The 16105-nt window shown below is 76.9% G+C and carries 15 protein-coding genes; 4 read left to right on the top strand and 11 right to left on the bottom strand.

Features of this window, described 5'->3' with window-relative positions; translation table 11 throughout:
• Positions 1–251: 251 nt before the first annotated feature.
• From IE258_RS26710 to IE258_RS26695, 4 genes are all read left to right on the top strand, one after another.
• Complete coding sequence (locus tag IE258_RS26710) at positions 252–638, top strand: hypothetical protein (protein ID WP_189747496.1); 387 nt, start codon at positions 252–254, stop codon at positions 636–638.
• Positions 635–2128 carry a hypothetical protein gene (locus IE258_RS26705; protein WP_189747494.1) on the top strand — a complete coding sequence of 498 codons (1494 nt, stop codon included), beginning with the start codon at positions 635–637 and terminating at the stop codon, positions 2126–2128. Before IE258_RS26710 ends, IE258_RS26705 begins: the two co-directional genes overlap by 4 nt.
• A 63-nt stretch (positions 2129–2191) precedes the next feature.
• On the top strand, positions 2192–3151 hold the full coding sequence (locus IE258_RS41760) for a polysaccharide pyruvyl transferase family protein (protein ID WP_268256343.1): 960 nt from the start codon (positions 2192–2194) through the stop codon (positions 3149–3151).
• Between the two features lie 57 nt (positions 3152–3208).
• Positions 3209–3517 (top strand): DUF3040 domain-containing protein, encoded by a 309-nt coding sequence (locus tag IE258_RS26695; RefSeq protein ID WP_189747492.1) that lies wholly within the window; start codon positions 3209–3211, stop codon positions 3515–3517.
• 118 nt (positions 3518–3635) lie between these two features.
• Here the strand turns inward: IE258_RS26695 and IE258_RS26690 are convergent, their stop codons facing one another.
• From IE258_RS26690 to IE258_RS26640, 11 genes are all read right to left on the bottom strand, one after another.
• Positions 3636–4532 (bottom strand): glycosyltransferase family 2 protein, encoded by an 897-nt coding sequence (locus tag IE258_RS26690; RefSeq protein ID WP_189747490.1) that lies wholly within the window; start codon positions 4530–4532, stop codon positions 3636–3638.
• Positions 4529–5482: a glycosyltransferase family 2 protein gene (locus IE258_RS26685; protein ID WP_189747488.1), complete on the bottom strand. Its 954-nt coding sequence runs from the start codon at positions 5480–5482 to the stop codon at positions 4529–4531. The genes IE258_RS26690 and IE258_RS26685 overlap by 4 nt, the downstream gene beginning before the upstream one ends.
• Positions 5479–6492, bottom strand: coding sequence for a glycosyltransferase family 9 protein (locus tag IE258_RS26680; protein WP_229892455.1), 1014 nt, complete (start codon positions 6490–6492; stop codon positions 5479–5481). The genes IE258_RS26685 and IE258_RS26680 overlap by 4 nt, the downstream gene beginning before the upstream one ends.
• A 740-nt stretch (positions 6493–7232) precedes the next feature.
• The gene (gene rfaE2, locus IE258_RS26675) at positions 7233–8615 is read right to left on the bottom strand and encodes a D-glycero-beta-D-manno-heptose 1-phosphate adenylyltransferase (RefSeq protein ID WP_189747486.1); all 1383 of its coding nucleotides are present in this window, start codon (positions 8613–8615) and stop codon (positions 7233–7235) included.
• 8 nt (positions 8616–8623) lie between these two features.
• Complete coding sequence (locus IE258_RS26670; protein ID WP_189747484.1) at positions 8624–9277, bottom strand: D-sedoheptulose-7-phosphate isomerase; 654 nt, start codon at positions 9275–9277, stop codon at positions 8624–8626.
• On the bottom strand, positions 9274–10494 hold the full coding sequence (locus IE258_RS26665; protein WP_189747482.1) for a glycosyltransferase family 4 protein: 1221 nt from the start codon (positions 10492–10494) through the stop codon (positions 9274–9276). The genes IE258_RS26670 and IE258_RS26665 overlap by 4 nt, the downstream gene beginning before the upstream one ends.
• Positions 10491–11441 (bottom strand): glycosyltransferase, encoded by a 951-nt coding sequence (locus IE258_RS26660; RefSeq protein WP_189747480.1) that lies wholly within the window; start codon positions 11439–11441, stop codon positions 10491–10493. The genes IE258_RS26665 and IE258_RS26660 overlap by 4 nt, the downstream gene beginning before the upstream one ends.
• Positions 11438–12427, bottom strand: coding sequence for a glycosyltransferase family 9 protein (locus IE258_RS26655; protein ID WP_189747478.1), 990 nt, complete (start codon positions 12425–12427; stop codon positions 11438–11440). The genes IE258_RS26660 and IE258_RS26655 overlap by 4 nt, the downstream gene beginning before the upstream one ends.
• Entirely contained in the window at positions 12424–13419 is a 996-nt protein-coding gene (locus tag IE258_RS42095; protein ID WP_373309934.1) for a D-glycero-alpha-D-manno-heptose-1,7-bisphosphate 7-phosphatase, read from the bottom strand. The genes IE258_RS26655 and IE258_RS42095 overlap by 4 nt, the downstream gene beginning before the upstream one ends.
• Complete coding sequence (locus IE258_RS26645) at positions 13416–14450, bottom strand: glycosyltransferase family 2 protein (RefSeq protein ID WP_189747476.1); 1035 nt, start codon at positions 14448–14450, stop codon at positions 13416–13418. The genes IE258_RS42095 and IE258_RS26645 overlap by 4 nt, the downstream gene beginning before the upstream one ends.
• A complete protein-coding gene (locus IE258_RS26640) occupies positions 14447–16087 on the bottom strand; it encodes a carbamoyltransferase family protein (protein WP_229892438.1) in 1641 nt (546 codons plus the stop codon). Before IE258_RS26640 ends, IE258_RS26645 begins: the two co-directional genes overlap by 4 nt.
• Between the last annotated feature and the right edge of the window lie 18 nt (positions 16088–16105).

Raw genomic sequence — 16105 nt, 5'->3', positions numbered from 1 at the left:
CCGTGTCTTCACGCGAGGTCCGCACGGGTCCGGCCCGCCGCGCGGGGCCCGCCGCATTGTTCAGGGGCGCGTGCGGGCTGCTGAACAACGGTGTTCCGCGGTGGAATCGGTGCTCGGGGGAGTGCGGGGCGGCACGGCCGCCGGGTCCGTCACGGTGCCGGGTCCGTCACGGGCGCGCCACCCCGCACCCGTTCCCCCCTCCGTGGAAGGCACCCGCGGGCCCGAACGAGGCACATGAAGGAAGTGATCCGATGACCGCCGAGACGGCGACCCGTCGGCCGTGGACCGTGACGCTGGCGGTGGTGCTGGTGATGCTGGGGACGCTGGTCGCGGCGACGACGGCGGCCGGCCCGCAGGGCGCGGCGACCCTGGTGCTCCTGCTGGTGGCGGTCTGCTTCTGGTTCGCGGTCCGGGCGGGCCGCGGCCGGCGGGGCGCCCGGACCGCGGTGACCGGTCTGACCGCGGCGATCCTCGTCGTCGCCGCGCCGTTCGCCCTGGACGATCCGCTGTACGGCGGCACCACGCTGCTGCTGGGCGCGCTGCTCGCCGTCGCGGGCGTGGTCCTGCTGTACCTGCCGGCCGCGGAGGCGTACGTGCGGGCCCGCAGCGGGGACAGCGGCGAGGAGTTCGCGGGATGACCGGGCCGCCGCCGCACGGGGAACCCGACCGGCAGCCTCTTCTCCCCCCGGAGCCCGACCCGGCCCGGCCCTGGGACACCGACCCGGCCGGGCCCTGGGACCCCGGGCCGGACTACGGGCGGGTGGCACCCCGGGAGCCGCGTCCACCCGATCCGCTCGCCGTGGCTGTCGGCAACGCCTCGCTGCTCGGGGCGGGTTACCTGATCCTGAGGCGCCGGGGGCTGTTCTGGGCCGCCGCGGTGGTCACCGTGTCACTGCTGTGGCTGACGTACGCGACCGCCGAGACGTGGTGCGAGCTGCTCGTGGTGCTGTGGTGGGCCACGGTCGTCGGACACGGCTGGTGGCTGGCCCGACGGCACCCGGCGGCGGGGCCGCGGCGCGGGCAGCGACTCCTCGCGCTCGCCCTCACGGTGCCGGTCCTCGCGGCCGCCGGGTGGGTGCGGTTCGACGCGCACCGGGTCGAGGACGACGTCGCCGAGGCTCGCGCGGACGGGGACTGCGGGGCCGCGGTGGCCGCTCAGGACGGGGTGGCGTTCCGGCACCGGCTGGTCGCCGCGCCGCTGGCGGCCCGGGGTGACGCGGTGGTCGAGGCGTGCGAGCGGCTGGACACCGCCGGGAGCTACCTCGTCGGCGGGCTGACCGGTGACCTGGACTCGCTGGAGACCGGCTTTCGGCGGCTCGGCGCGGTGCTCGGCGAGTCCGGCAACGAGCGGACCGTCCGGGCAACGCTGGACCGCTTCCTCGGCCGGCTGCCCACCGACGACGGGTGTCTGACCGTGACCGTCGCGGACTGGCTGCGCGAGCGCGCGCCCGGGCCCCGGGACCTGACCGGACCCGCCGCCGCCACCGCGGCCCGGATGGCGCCGCAGGCGCTGATGGACTGCGCCGACGACTTCATGTCCACGGAGGACTGGCCGGGCGCGCGCGAGCGCTACCAGCGGCTGCTCGACGAGTACCCGGACGACGTCCGCACGGACGCCGCCCGCAAGGGGGTCGGGAAGGCGGGGCTGGCGATCGAGCTGGACCGGATCACCGAGCTGGTCGCGGCGGCGGACTCGATGGGATCGGGCTACTGCCAAAAGCCGGCGAAGTACTCCCAGGCCCCCGCCTACCGCAAGGGCCGGACCAGCGCCGTGTTCGTCGGCGACACCGAGTACACGGACAAGCTGCCCGAGGAGTGGAGGACCGACACGGCCCACGCCTCCCTGGTGGTGTGCACCGGCGAGGCGAAGGCCGGGGACGTGGTCGAGACGTGCCAGTACGAGGACCACAACGGCAACATCGGCAGTGTCAGGTTCAACAAGCTGGCGGTCCGGGTGAAGGGCTACGCGCTGCGGACCGGGAAGCTCGTCGTCGACCGCACGGTGCAGCTGGGCGGCGAGAGCTGCCCCGGCATCCTCCGGTACTTCGACGCGCTGCCGTCACGGATGGCCGTCACGCCCTCGAACGGGGACGTGCGCGACGCCTTCGGGCCGGTGGTCGGGCGCTGACCGGCGTGTCGCGCTCGCCGTCACGGGGGTTGCCGGGCCGCCGGCGGGGCACCCGGGGGCACTGTGCACGGACGGGACGCGATCCTGGTGACCGGCTGGTTCAGCTTCCTGCACGGGGAGGCGACGGCCGGGGACGTGCTGGCGCTGGCGCGGGTGGAGCAGGTGCTGCGGGAGGCGGGGCTGGCGTACGACGTCGTGTGGAGCCCCGGGTTCCGCGCCGACGGCACGCACTTCGACGACGTGGACCCGGCGGCGTACTCCCGGCTGGTGTTCGTGTGCGGGCCGGTGCACGGGCCGCAGGTGGAGGAGGTGCACCGGCGGTTCGCGCACTGCGTGCGGATCGCGGTGGGGGTCTCCGTGGTCGATCCGGACTCACCGGCCGTCACCGGCTTCCACCGGGTGCTGGCCCGGGACGCCGCCGGGACCGGACCGGGCGTGGACCTCGCGGCCCGCGCTCCGGCGCTCCCCGCGGTGCCCGTCGTCGGGGTGGTGCTCACTCACGGCCAGCACGAGTACGGGGGCCTGCGACGGCACGAGGAGGTCGCCGCCGGGCTGACCCGCTGGCTGGCGGGCCGGGACTGTGCCCGGCTGGAGCTGGAGACCCGGCTCGACGCGCACGACTGGCGGCTGTGCGGCACACCGGCCCAGCTGGAGGCCGTACTGGCCCGCCTCGACCTGGTCGTCACCGACCGGCTGCACGGGCTGGTGCTCGCGCTGCGGGCCGGTGTCCCCGTACTGGCGGTGGATCCGGTCGAGGGCGGCGCGAAGGTGACGGCGCAGGCCCGCGCCTGCGGCTGGCCGGCGCTGGTGGCCGCCGAACAGCTCGCCGGGGAGTCCGCGGAGGGGGTGCTGCAGCACTGGTGGCACTGGTGCCTGACCGACGGACGGGCGCGGGCGGCGCGGATCGGTGCGGGGTTCCGGGCGGCCGACCCGGTCCCGGACCCGGCGGACGGCCTGGTGGCCGCGTTGCGGGCCGCGTCGGACGGCGGCGACGGGGCGGTGCCGGTGCCGCCGCGCGGTTAGCCGCGGCGCGGCACGGGCACTCGGCGGGCACCGGTCCGCCCCCGGGAGGAGACCAACGTGTCCATCGGCCGGCTCCCCGATCACGAGCAACGCATACTCGACGAGGTCGAACGGGCGCTCAGACGCGACCGCCGCCTCGACCGCCGCCTGCGCACACTGCGGCTCCGCCGCCGCCCCGATCCCACCCGGCTGGCGGCGTACCGGCCACGCACCGTGACCGTGCTCCTGCTGCTCGCCGTGTCGGTGACACTGATGGTCGTCGGCATCGTCACCTCCGCGCCCGGCGTGATCTGGACGTTCGCCGGAGTGTGGCCGGTGGCCCTGTTCGCGGTGTTCCGGCTGCTGTGCCGGTGGACGGAGGGCTAGGGCCTGTCCGGCGGATCATGCCGCAGACGCGGGGTCTGGCACGCCCATCTGCGGCGTTGTCGTCGGTTGTCAACGCTCCGCGTTGCCGCCCTCCTCCGCCTTGCAGCTGCGGGCCGGGTCAGCCGGTGTAGCTGCGGGCCGTGGAGTCGCGTTGGGCGGGTTCCAGTGAGCGCAGTCGCGCCTCGATCTCCGGCGGCAGCACCCGGCGTTCGCGCAGCACCCACGGCAGGGCGGCCGTCGCCTGGGCGAAGGCGCGCAGGGACGCGGTGTCGCGGGGGACGGTGCGGGCCAGGTGGAGGGTGCGGCGCAGGGCGGGGCCGACCGGGCGGCGCAGCCAGGTGAACCACAGGGTGTTGCGGATGCCCTGCGCCCTGCGCACGGTCGAGTCCCGTACCCCGGACGGCTGGTGATGGATCGTCAGGTGGTCGGCGTACGTCAGCCACCAGCCGTTGGCGGCGAGGTCGGCGGCGAGCAGCTCCTCCTCGCCGCCGAGCCACAGCCGGGGGTGGAAGCCACCCGCGGCCCGGAAGGCGTCGGTGCGCAGGACGGTCGCGGCGGCCAGGAAGGAGCCCAGCGCCGGGCCCGGGAGCCAGTCGGGGCGGGGCACGGGCGAGTCGCGCAGCTCCTCGACGATGGGGTCCTCGGTGCCGTCCGGTTCGACCAGGATGCGGGCGGTGACCGAGCCGACCGCCGGGTACCGGTCGAGCAGGTCGGCGGCACCGGCCAGGGAGCCGGGCGCCCACCAGGAGTCGTCGTCGCAGAAGGCGACGTAGGGGGTGGTCACCCGGCGGACCGCCAGGTTGCGGCCGACGGCGCCCAGGTTGCGGCCCGGGCGCAGGAGCCGTACGCCGGGGTGGTGGCGGGCGACGGCGGTGGCCGTGCCGTCGGTGGAGCCGTTGTCGGTGACGATCACCGGGGGCTGCTCGGAGAGTTCGGCGAGCCGGTCCAGGGTGCGCAGGAGTTCGGGGCGCCGGTTGTGGGTGATGACGACGACGGTGGTCCGGGCGTCCGTCATGAGACCGCTCCGCCGGGTCCGTCTGCTCCGTCGGCTCCGTCGAGGAGGCGGGCGGCCCGTTCCACGTGCGGTGGCAGGGGCCTGCGGGCGCGCAGCGCGGCGGGCAGCCGGGTGAGTGTCTCGCGCAGGGCGTGCCGGGCGTGCGGGTCGCGGCGGGCGTCGGCGGCGAGGCGGCGGGTGCGGGCCAGGGCGTGCGGGAAGGGGCGGCGCAGCCAGGCGGTGAGGAGCTCGTTGCGGCGTACGACGGCCGGGCGGCCGGTGCGGGGGCGCGGGTCCGGGTGGTGGTGGGCGACCACGTCGGGGCAGTGCGTGACGCCCCAGCCGCGGGCCGCGAGGTCGTATGCGAGGAGGGTCTCCTCGGCGCCGAAGAACAGCAGCGGGTGGTAGCCGCCCGCGTCGAGGTACGCGGTGCGGCGGGCGACGGCGGCACAGCCGAGGAAGCCGAGCACCTGGGTGCCGGGCAGGTCGGTGGCCGTGCCGAGCGGGGAGCGGGCGAGCAGGTCGTTGAGGGGGTCCGCGATGTCGGCGGGGCCGACGAGGGTGCGGGCGGAGAGCAGGCCGAGCCGGGGGTGCTCGTCGAAGTGCCGGGCGGCGGCGCGCAGGGAGCCGGGTGCCCACCAGGAGTCGTCGTCGCTGAACGCGACGTACGGCGTCTCCAGGGCGCGCACCCCGTGGGTACGGGCGAGGGCACCGTGGTTGACCGGCAGGGCGAGGGTGCGGACCTGGGGGAAGTCGCGGGCCAGCATGGCGCGGGTGTCGTCGGTGGAGGCGTTGTCGACGACGAGGACCTCGGGCCGCTCGGGCAGGGCGAGCAGGTTCCGCACTGTGACGGCGAGGCTCGCGCGGCGGTTCCGGGTGGCGATGACGATGCCGACGGGGCCGGGTTTCGCGGGTTCGGTGCGGGCCCGTTCGCGGGTGGCCGTCGGGCCGTGGTGCGCGGGGTGGCTCATGGTCCCTCTTCCGGGGCTTCCTGGGTGTCCTGGGTGTCCGGTGTGTCGAGCCCATCCAGCGCATCGAGCGCTTCGAGTACGGCGTCGGGGGTGATCCGCAGCAGCGCGGGGTCGGTGCGGTGGCCGTGCGGGTCGCCGTCCGGGCCCGGATGCCACAGGGCCCGGTGGCGGGGGTGGGGCGGCGGCCCCCAACGGCTGGGCGGGACCGGGCCGAAGAGGGTCACGGAGGGCGTGGCGTGGGCGACGGCGAGGTGGGCGATGCCGGTGTCGCCGCTGACGACGGCGCGGGCGCCCGCGACGAGGGCGGAGAGGCGGTCGTAGGGCAGGCCACCGCCGAAGACGTCCGTGTCCGGCAGGTCGGCGAGCTTGGCCAGCCGGGCCACCAGGTCCGCCTCGTGCGCTCCCCCGGTGACGACGACCCGGCGTCCGCGTGGGCGCAGCGCCTCGGCGACGACCGCGTACCGTTCCACGGGCCAGCAGCGGGAGGGCGCACCGGCGCCGGGGTGCAGCACGACGGCGCCGGGGGCGGGGGACGGCCCCGGCGGACGCGGCAGCCGCAGGTCGGTCGGATCGGCTTCGATGCCGTACGCACGCAGCAGCCGGCACCACCGCTCGCGCTCGTGCTCCTCGGCGTACCAGGGCGGGCCGTCCACCTCGGGGGTCTCGGGGTGCGCGAACGCCAGCAGCCGCCGCGGGCCGAGCCGGCTCAGCAGGCGGTGACTGGGCGGCCCGTTGCCGTGCAGGTCGACGGCGACGTCCGGGGGCGGGCCGGTCCAGTCGAGGCTGCGCGGGACGGCACGGCCGGGTTCGGCGGCGGGCAGCACCCGGTCCACGGCACCGGTGGCGGCGGCCACGGGGGTCAGTTCGGCGGGGGTGGCCAGCACCAGCTCGTGCCCGGGGTACGCCCGCCGCAGCGCCCGCAGGGCGGGCACCCCGGCCAGCAGGTCCCCGAGCCCCAGGGCCCGCAGCACGAGTACCCGGGGGACGCCACCGCCCTCGCCGCCGACCAGGTCAGGTCCGCGCCGCACCGCCCCGGCGACCGGCGGGTGGACGGGATCCCCGGTCACCGGCCCACCGGCCGACCCGGGGATCCCGGACCCGCCCTTCCCGGGCGGGGTCGGCGGCACCGCCGCACCCGTACCGGCCTCCCGGCCGCCCGCGGACACGTCACGACCGTCCACCGGCCGGGCCGGGCTCTCGCCGCGGACGGCGCGGGCCTCGCGCCCCCGGCCGGCCGCGGCCCGGTCCCCGCCGCGCCGCCCGACGCCGGCGCTCCCGCCGGCCGCCGCCGCGACCGGTTTCCCAACGGCCGGGCCGGCCGTTGAACGGCCGTGCGCGGTGGTCGGCGCGGGCCGTGCTCCACGGCGGGTGGGCCGCGGTCCCTGCGCACTGCGTGCGTACGCCGACGTGGGCGGGGCGGGCGAGCGGCTCGCGGGCCGCGCGGGCAAGTGGCCCACGGCGACCACGGGGGAGTGACTCACGGGCGGCGCGAACGAGTGGCCCACGGCGACCACGGCCGAGTGACTCACGGGCGGCGCGAACGAGTGGCCCACGGCGACCACGGCCGAGTGACTCACGGGCGGCGCGGGCAAGTAACCCACGGCGACCACGGCCGAGTGACTCGCGGGCGGCTCGAACGAGTGGCCCACGGCGACCACGGGCAAGCGGCTCACGGGCGGCGCGGGCGGTGGAGTGCCCGGCCCGGCGCCGACGAGGGGCTGGGTGCGGGGGTGGCACGGGGCTCCGGAGCTCATCGGGGGGCCTCCGCCGCGCGGGCCAGCAGGGCGGTGGAGGAGCGGCCGTCGAGGTAGGGCAGGAGGACCGCCTGGCCGCCCCACTCCTGGAGGAGGGCGGCCTCGGGGAGGTCGGCGCCGGCGTAGTCGCCGCCCTTGACCCAGACGTCGGGGCGCAGTTCGCCCAGGAGGCGTTCGGGGGTGTCCTCGTCGAAGACGGCGACCGCGTCGACACAGGCGAGGGCGCGCAGGACGCGGACGCGGTCGGCGAGGGGGTTGACGGGGCGTCCGCCGCCCTTGCGGCGCCGGACGGAGGCGTCGGAGTTGACGCAGACGACCAGGCAGTCGCCAAGTCGCCGGGCGGCCTGGAGGAGGCCGACGTGTCCGGCGTGCAGCAGGTCGAAGCAGCCGCCCGCGGCGACGACCGTGCCGTGTTCGGCGCGGATCCGGGTGGCCAGGGCGCCGGGGTCGTCGGTGTCGGGGAGTGCGGCGAGGGCTCGTTCGGAGCCGGCCGGCGGCACGGCGGCCGCGCCGCCCGCGGCGACGAAGGCCGTGGCGGCGCTCACCGCGCCCTCGACCGCCTCCCCCACCAGCGCCCCGTCGGCGAGCAGCCCGGCCGCGGTGGCCGCGAACCGGTCCCCCGCGCCGCAGGAGTCGCCGTGGTGGGCGGCGGGCGCGGGGACGAGGAGGGGGTGCTCGCCGTAGGACAGGAGGGCGCCGCGCGGGCCGAGGGTCACCGCCACCGCGGCCGCCCGCCAGTCCCGTACGAGGACGGCGGCGTCCAGCGAGGCGGCGCGCAGTCCGCCGCCCCGGTGGTCCCGGTCGGGTGCGAAGGCGTGGGCCTCCTTCTCGGCGGGCGTCACCAGGCGGGTGCCGGGGACCGGCGGCCCGCCGCGCGGGTGCGGGTCCCAGACCAGCGGCGGGCGCGCGGCGAGCACGTCGCGCAGGGCGTCGGCCGCGCCCCGGCCGTAGTCGGAGACGAGGACGGCGCGGGCCGAACGCAGCGCGTCGCGGGCCTCGTCGGTGGCCCCGCGGACCCGGCCGCCGCCCCGGTCGAGCCGGACGACGGGACGGTCCTGGGCGAGGACACGGGTCTTCTCCGGGACCGTGCCGGTCAGCGGAAGCGGGATCAGGGTCAGCCAGGGGGCGAGCAGTTCGCGCAGGGCGAGACCGGCCGGGTCGTCGCCCACCCCCGCGATGAGCGTGACCTCGCGGCCGTCGCGGGCGGCGAGGTACGCGGCGAGGGCGGCGCCGCCCGGCCGGATCCGCTCGGCGCACTCCGAGACGACCGGGACCGGCGCGTCCGGTGCCAGCCGGTCGGCGGATCCGGTGAGGTCGCGGTCGAGCAGCGCGTCGCCGACCACGACCAGCGGGGTCCTCCTGTCAGCCTTGGCGGCCATGTCTCCCGTCACCTCCGCTTCCGCTGTGCCGCGCGTCCGGCGCCCCGCGCACTGCCCGCGCCGCGTCCGGCGACCCGGGCACCGCGCGCGCCGCGCTCCAGGGCCGCGTCGAAGGCCGCGCAGATCATGTGGACGGCGACCAGGTGGATCTCCTGGACGGTGGCCGTCGAGGGCGCCTCTACGCACAGGGACTCGTCGCTGCCCGCCATGAGCGGGTTGGGGGCGCAGCCGGTGAGCGCCCAGACCCGTACCCCGGCCGCGCGGGCCGCGTCGGCCGCGGAGAGCAGGTTGGCGCTGGCACCGGACGTGGACAGCAGCATCAGCACGTCGCCCTCGCGGCCGTGGGCGCGGACCTGGCGGGCGAACACCTCGTCGACGCCGTAGTCGTTGGCGATGGCCGTGGTGGAGGAGGTGTCGGCGTGCAGGGCGATCGCGGAGAACGGCGGGCGGTCGTCGCGGTAGCGGCCGACGAGTTCGGCGGTCAGGTGCTGTGCCTGGGCGGCGCTGCCGCCGTTGCCCGCGGCGAGCAGCCGGCCGCCGCCGCTCAGCACGGCCGCGAGGCGGTCGCCCCAGCGCTGGGTGACGTGCGCGGAGGCACGGAACGCGCCCAGTGCTTCCAGGAGTTCGTCGCAGTGCCCGACGACGGGCGGGTGCACGGTCATGACGCCACCTCCGTGGACACGGCGTGTTCGGAGCGGGTCAGGCGGTACACCTGTTCCGCGCCGTCGGCGACGCGCGCCCACGTGTAGTGCCGCAGGACGCGCTCGCGGCCGTTCCTGCCGTACTGGCGGCGCAGCCGCTCGTCGGCGAGGAGTTCACGGGCCGCCTCGGCCACGGCCTCGGGGTCCTGCGGGGCGACCAGCCGGCCGGTGACGCCGTCGGCGACGGAGTCGCGGTGGCCGCCGACGTCGGTGGCGAGGACGGGCACCCCGCACGCCATGGCCTCCAGCGGCACGATGCCGAACGGCTCGTACACCGGGGTGCACAGCACCAGGTCGGAGCTGCGGAGCAGGGCGGGCATGTCGTCCGGGTCGACCGCGCCGAGCAGCCGGACCCGGTCGGCGACGCCGGCCCGGCGGGCGATGCCGGTCAGGCGCTGTGCCTCGGGTTCGGCCTCCACGGCGCCGGCCGGCGGGCCGCCGGCGACGAGGAGTTCGGCGTCGGGGACGTGGGCCAGGGCGCGGATGGCCTGGTCGTATCCCTTGCGGGGGACGAGTCGTCCGCAGGCCAGCAGCCGGTGCCGCAGGCGTCGTTCGGGGGTGCGGCCGGTGTCGGCGGCGGGGTGGAAGTGCTCGGCGTCCACTCCGCAGGGCACCACGGAGACCTGCCGGGGCGGGACGCCCATGTCGCCGAGTTCCGCGACCTCGTCGGTGCAGGTGGCCAGGATCCGTTCGCAGGTCCGGCCGAGTTGCCGTTCGATGCCGATGCGCTCGTAGGGGCTGGTGTCCCGCATGCCCTGGTGGCGGCGCTTGACGGTGCCGAGGGCGTGGAAGGTCTGGACGAGGGGGATGCCGTGCGGGGCCGCGCCGAGCTGCGAGGCCATGCCGGACATCCAGAAGTGGGCGTGCACCACGTCGGGTCGTTCCCGGGCCCAGGCGCGGGCCAGGTGGGCGCCGAAGGCGGGCATGTGGGGGAAGAGTTCGTCCTTGGGGACGGACACGGGTGGCCCGGCCGGCACGTGTTCGACGACCGCGCCGCCGGGCAGGGGCACCCGGTCGGGCAGGTCGGTGGCGTCCCGGCGGGTGTAGACCGTGACGTCGTGCCCGCGGCCCGCCAACTCCTCGGCGAGACGGGCCACGTAGACGTTCTGTCCACCGGCGTCGACGCCACCGAGCGCGGCGATCGGGCTCGCGTGCTCGGACACCATGGCGATCCTCATCGGGTCACCTCCTTGAGCAGCCGCTCCCAGTCGTCCAGGAAGCGGGACAGCCCGTAGTGGGCCAGGGCCGCCGCACGGGCCGCCTCGCCGACCGCCCGCGCGTGCGGCGGGTCGGCGAGGAAGTCGCGTACGGCGTCGGTCAGTACGTCGATGCGGTTGGACACGACCCCGGCGCCGGGCGGCACGGCCTCGGTGACCTCGGTGGTGGCGAGGGCGACGATGGGCATGCCCAGGTGCATGGCCTCCAGCAGGGACAGGCCGAGGGAGGTCCAGCGGACGGGGTGGACGTAGACGCGGCGGCGGGCCAGCTCGGTGTGCAGCTCGCTCTGCGGGACGTCCTGGGTGCGGCAGCGGCCGGGGTCGACGCCGAGGTGCTCGGCGAGTCCCTCGGTGCGCATGCCGAACACATCGAGCGGAGCGGCGCGGGAGAAGACGGGGAGCAGGTCGGTCCCCGTCGTACGCCCGCGCCGGATCGGCTCGTTGACGACGACGGCGGCGCGGTCCAGCTCGCCGGTCCAGCGGTGGCCGGGGTCGACGATGCCGTGCTCGACGACGGTGGTCGGGGTGGCGCCCGCGTCCCACATCAGCCGGTTGAAGTGGGTGACGTGGACGAGGGTGACGCCGGGGAGGTCCGCGGCCGGGTGGCGGGTGTGGGGCACGTCGCCGTCGGGGGCGTTGTGCTCCAGGTAGACCAGCGGCGGGCGACGGCCCAGCCAGCGGTCGACCAGGTCGAGTTCGTGCGGGCGCTGGAGGACCACGAGGTCGACGTCCTCGTCCCGCAGCCGCTCCGGCGGCACCTCGACTACGGAGTCGGGCCAGTCCCAGGTGCGGGCGCGGCCGAGGCCGTCGGGGCCGCGGTCGGGGGTGACGGGGAGGAGGTAGGTGTGCGGGCCCTGCACGAAGGCCGTGGTCCACGACCCGTGCACGTGCCAGATGAGGATCCTCATGTCTCCCCCAGCAGTTTCTCGACGGCGGCGGCCACGTCGGTGGCCGTGACGGTGTTCAGGCAGAGGTGCCCGGGGACGGGGCAGTCCCGGGCCCTGCTGTCGGCGCAGGGCGCGTCCTGGTCGCCCAGCAGGACGTAGGGGACGCCGTAGGGGCGCCAGCGCTCGGCGGGTACGACGGGGGCGAACAGGGAGACGACGGAGGTGCCGACGGCGGCGGCGAGGTGGGCGGGCGCGGTGTTGCCGGTGACGACGACGGCGGCGCCCGCGAGGACGCCGGCCAGTTCGGGGGCGTCGGTGCGGCCGCCGAGGTCGGTGCCGTGCCGTCCGGCGACGTGTGCGGTGAGCTCGCGCTCGTCGGGGCCGCCGGTGACCAGCACGCGGTGTCCGGCGGCGGCGAGTTCGCGTACGGCCTCGGCGGCGCGCTCGGGGCTCCAGGCGCGGGCGGGGACGCTGGCGCCGGGGTGCAGGACGACGTAGGGGCCGGGCCCGGTGAGGGCGTCGGCGGGCGGCGGCGTGTGCACGCGCAGCCGTCCGTCGTCGGTCGCCGGGAACCCGGCCGCCTCGGCGAGGTGCAGCGCGGCCTCGGCCTCGTGGGCGTGCGGGGCGCGGTGGTGGCGCAGGTCGAGGAGGGAGCCCGGGTAGTCCTCGCTGTCGGCGGCGATGTACCGGACGCCGGCGAGGCGCAGCACCAGGGCGGTGGGCAGCGGGGACTGGTGGAAGGAGGTGAGGACCAGCGCGGTGTCGGCGTCGATCCGGTCCACGAGGGCGTCGATGTCCTCGCGGCGGACGTCGGGCGGCTCGAACCCGCCCCACGGCGCCTCCCACACCAGCACCTCGTCGACGCCGGGCAGCAGCCGGGCGGCGGGCGCGCCGCGCGACCCGCACAGCATGGTCACGTGGTCGGCCCGCGCGGCTACGGCACGCACGGCGGGCCCGGCGAGCAGCACGTCGCCGAAGCTGTCGAGCCGGGTGACGAGCACCTTCATGACGACCTCCCGTGCCTGCCCCCGACGACGGACCCGCGCACCGCCCCGCCGTCCGACACCCCACGGGCACGCGCCGCCTCGGCGCCCGGCACGGCACGGGCACGCGACGCTTCCGCATCCGGCACCGCACGGGCACGCGCCGGGTCGGCGGGGTCGGGGGCGTGGGTCTCGTTCGTGGTGGCGGTGCCGGTGGGCTCGGCGGTGAAGCCGTCGCGACGTGGGGGCGACCCGTTCGCGGCCGCCGTTTCGGCAGCGCCCGGTCGGTGTTCGGGGGGCTGCCGGTGGGTGGTGTCGGCCGGGCGGAAGACGCCTCGCCCGGGCGCCGTGGCGGACGGGGTCTGTGCGGGACCGGGCCGGCCGTCGTCGTCGCGGTCGGCGGCGGTCCGTGGGCCGGTGCGCCCCGGACCGGGCCCGTACGCCGTCTCGATGAGCCGCTCGTTCGCCAGGATCCGGCCGGTGGGCGGGCCGGTGAGCAATGCCCGTACGGCGGTCAGGAGATCGGGGGCAACGTGGGCCGCGGCGGCAGTCTCCTGCGGGCGGGTGCGGTCGTTGGGGACGAGGATGCTCCGGGCGCCCGCGCGTTCGGCGGCCTCCGTGTCGGCACCGATGTCGCCGATGACGACGCAGTCGGCCGGCGCGGCGCAGACGCGGCCCGCCGCCCACAGGACCAGGCCGGGCTGCGGCTTGCGGCAGTGGCAGCCGTCGTCGGGGCCGTGCGGGCAGACGGCCCAGACGTCGAAGGGGCCGATCAGGTCGTCGACGCGGCGGTTGACGCGCCGGACGTCGCCGTCGCTGATCAGACCGCGGGCCACGCCGGACTGGTTGGTGACGACGCCGACGCGGATGCCGTGGGCGCGCAGCAGTGCCACCGCCTCGCGGGCGCCGTCGACGGGGCGGACCAGGTCCGGGTCGCCGTTGTAGGGGACGTCGTGGACGAGGGTGCCGTCGCGGTCGAAGAGGACGGCCTTCACCGGGCTGTCGGCGGGGCTCATGCGGTCACCTCCCGCCAGGCGGGCGCGGCGCGGTGCCGCCAGAGTCCGCTGAGCCGGTGCCAGGTCGCGGCGGGCGGGATGAGCGCGCTGGTGACCAGCATGGTGGTGACCTCGTGCCGGGTGCGCGGTCCGGGCGCGATGCGGGCCCAGGCGAACTCGGCGGTGCCCGCGGCCCAGCCGGCCCCGGCGACGGCGGCGGCCCGGGGGCGTCCGGCCGCCGCGAGGACGAGGGCGGCGGTACCGGCGGCGGTGATCGCCGCATGGCGCCGGATCCGGCCCCGGGGCGCGACCGCCTTGGCCCACCAGTCGGGGCCGTGCAGCCGCCGCATCAGGGCGTCGTCGGCGTTGCCGCGCTGCTGCTTCAGGGAGACCCAGCGCGCGGCGGGGCGTACCGGGTGCCGGGTGGTGCGGCGGCCCCGCCGGATGCGCCAGCCCGCGTCGAGGACGCGCAGCGCGAGGTCGGCGTCCTCGCGGAAGGCGCGGGTGAAGCGTTCGTCGAAGCCGCCGACCTGTTTGAGCACGTCGGTGCGGTAGGCCATGTCGGCGGTGATCCACCGGGCCTGGGCGAGGCCGGCGGTGCCGCGCTCCCAGTCGGTGGGGCGGCGCTCGCCGGGCAGCGGTACGGCGATCACGCCCTGCACGGCGCCGGTGTCGGGTGCCGCCTCGGCGAGGTCCTGGATCAGCTGGTCGCACCAGTGCGGGCCGACCTGGACGTCGTCGTCGAGGAAGGCGGTCCAGGGCGAAGTGACCGCGCGGGCACCGGTGTTGCGGGCGGCCGCCGGACCGCGGCCCCCGCTGCGCAGCACCACCGTGCGCTCGCGCAGGTCGCCCAGGACGGTCAGCGCGTGCTCCAGCGCGTCCGGCCCGGCATCGGGGTCGGGCCGGTCGTCGACCAGGACGATCTCGTCGGGGTCGGGTCCGTGCGCGGCGACCAGCGCGGCCAGGCAGTCGGCCAGCGTGTCGCGCACGAGGGTGGGGACGACGACGGCGTAGCCGGTGCGCGGGCCGCCGGTTCCGGGGGCGGTGCTCATGCGAACGCCCGTCCCCGGCGCACCGCGAAGGGGCCGATGGCCAGCAGGTCGACGGGTGCCGAGCCGAAGCACTCCAGCGCGTCGCGCGGGTCGTCGACCATGGGCCGCCCGGCGGTGTTGAGGCTGGTGTTGACGACGACGGGCAGCCCGGTGCGCCGTTCGAAGGCGGCCAGCATCCGCGCGACGAGCGGCTCGCGGCGTTCCTCGACTGTCTGGATGCGGGCGGTGCCGTCGACGTGCACGACGGCGGGGATGCGGTCGCGCCACTCGGGGTCGACGTCGTGCACGAAGAGCATGTACGGGCTCGGGACCGGCCCGGTGAAGATGTCGGCGGCGCGGTCGGCGAGCACCATCGGCGCGACGGGGCGGAACTCCTCGCGGCCCTTGACGTGGTTGAGGCGTTCGAGGTTGTCCGCGCGGCCGGGGTGGGCCATCAGGGAGCGGTGTCCGAGGGCGCGCGGCCCGAACTCGCTGCGGCCCTGGAACCAGGCGACGACGCCGTCCCGGGCCAGTTCCTCGGCGACGGTCTCGGCGATGTCGTCCGGCTCCTCGTAGGGGATCGCGGCCGTCTCCAGCCGGGCGCGGATCTCGTCGTCGCTCCAGCCGCGCCCGAGGTCGGCGCCGGGCATCGGTTCGGGTGCGGCGCCCTCCTGGGCGGCGGCCACGTGCAGGGCGCCGCCGAGGGCGGTGCCGGCGTCACCCGCGGCCGGCTGCACCCACACGTGCCGGTACGGTCCGCGGGCGGCGATCTTCGAGTTGGCGACGCAGTTCAGCGCGACGCCGCCCGCCATGGTCAGGGCCTCGCCGCCGGCCTCGCCGTGCAGCCAGTGGACCAGTTCGAGGAGGAGTTCCTCGAGGACGGCCTGGGTGCTCGCGGCCAGGTCGGCGTGGTCCTTCGTCCAGTCCTCGCCCTTGGCGCGCGGCGGGGCGAGGGCCGCCCAGTCGACGCCGTGGGCGCGGAAGCCGCCGTCGCCGGTGGCGTGGATGTGCTCGCGGAGCCGGTCGAGGTGGCGGGGGGTGCCGTAGGAGGCGAGGGCCATCACCTTGTACTCGTCGCTGCTGCGCAGGAAGCCGAGGTGCTCGGTGAGTTCCTCGTAGACCAGGCCGAGGGAGTGCGGCAGCGCCTGGGTGGCGAGGACGTCGAGCTTGCCGTCGCGGTAGCGGCCGGCCAGGTGGGAGGCGGACTCGCCGCGGCCGTCGAGGACGAGGACGTCGTTGTCGGGGTGCGGCGAGGCCGGTCCGGCGGAGGCGGCGTGCGCCACGTGGTGCGGGACGAAGACGACCTGGTCCGGGTGGAGCCCGGGGAGCGCCTCGGCGAGGAACTCGGGGGCCCTGCGGGCGTACTCGAGCCGCAGCGGGTCCCAGGGGTCGTCCAGGCCCAGGTCGCGGGCGGGCCGGGCGAGTTTGGGATCGAAGGAGTAGGCCACGGCGTCCAGTTCGCCGGGCCGTACCCCGGCGTGCTCCAGGCACCACCGCGCGGACAGCTCCGGGACCTCCCACGCGGAGAACGGCAGCGGGCGCTTGCCGTGCTTGCGCCGGCTGAACCGCTCTTCCTCGGCGGCCGCAACGGTCCGGCCGTCGACGACGAGCGCGGCGGCCGGGTCGTGGAACAGGGCGTTGATACCAAGGATGCGCATGGGGCGGGCTCCTCTCTC

The organism is Streptomyces tendae (assembly GCF_014650435.1).
Lineage (GTDB): Bacteria > Actinomycetota > Actinomycetes > Streptomycetales > Streptomycetaceae > Streptomyces > Streptomyces tendae.
This window is presented reverse-complemented; position numbering and strand designations above follow the sequence as displayed.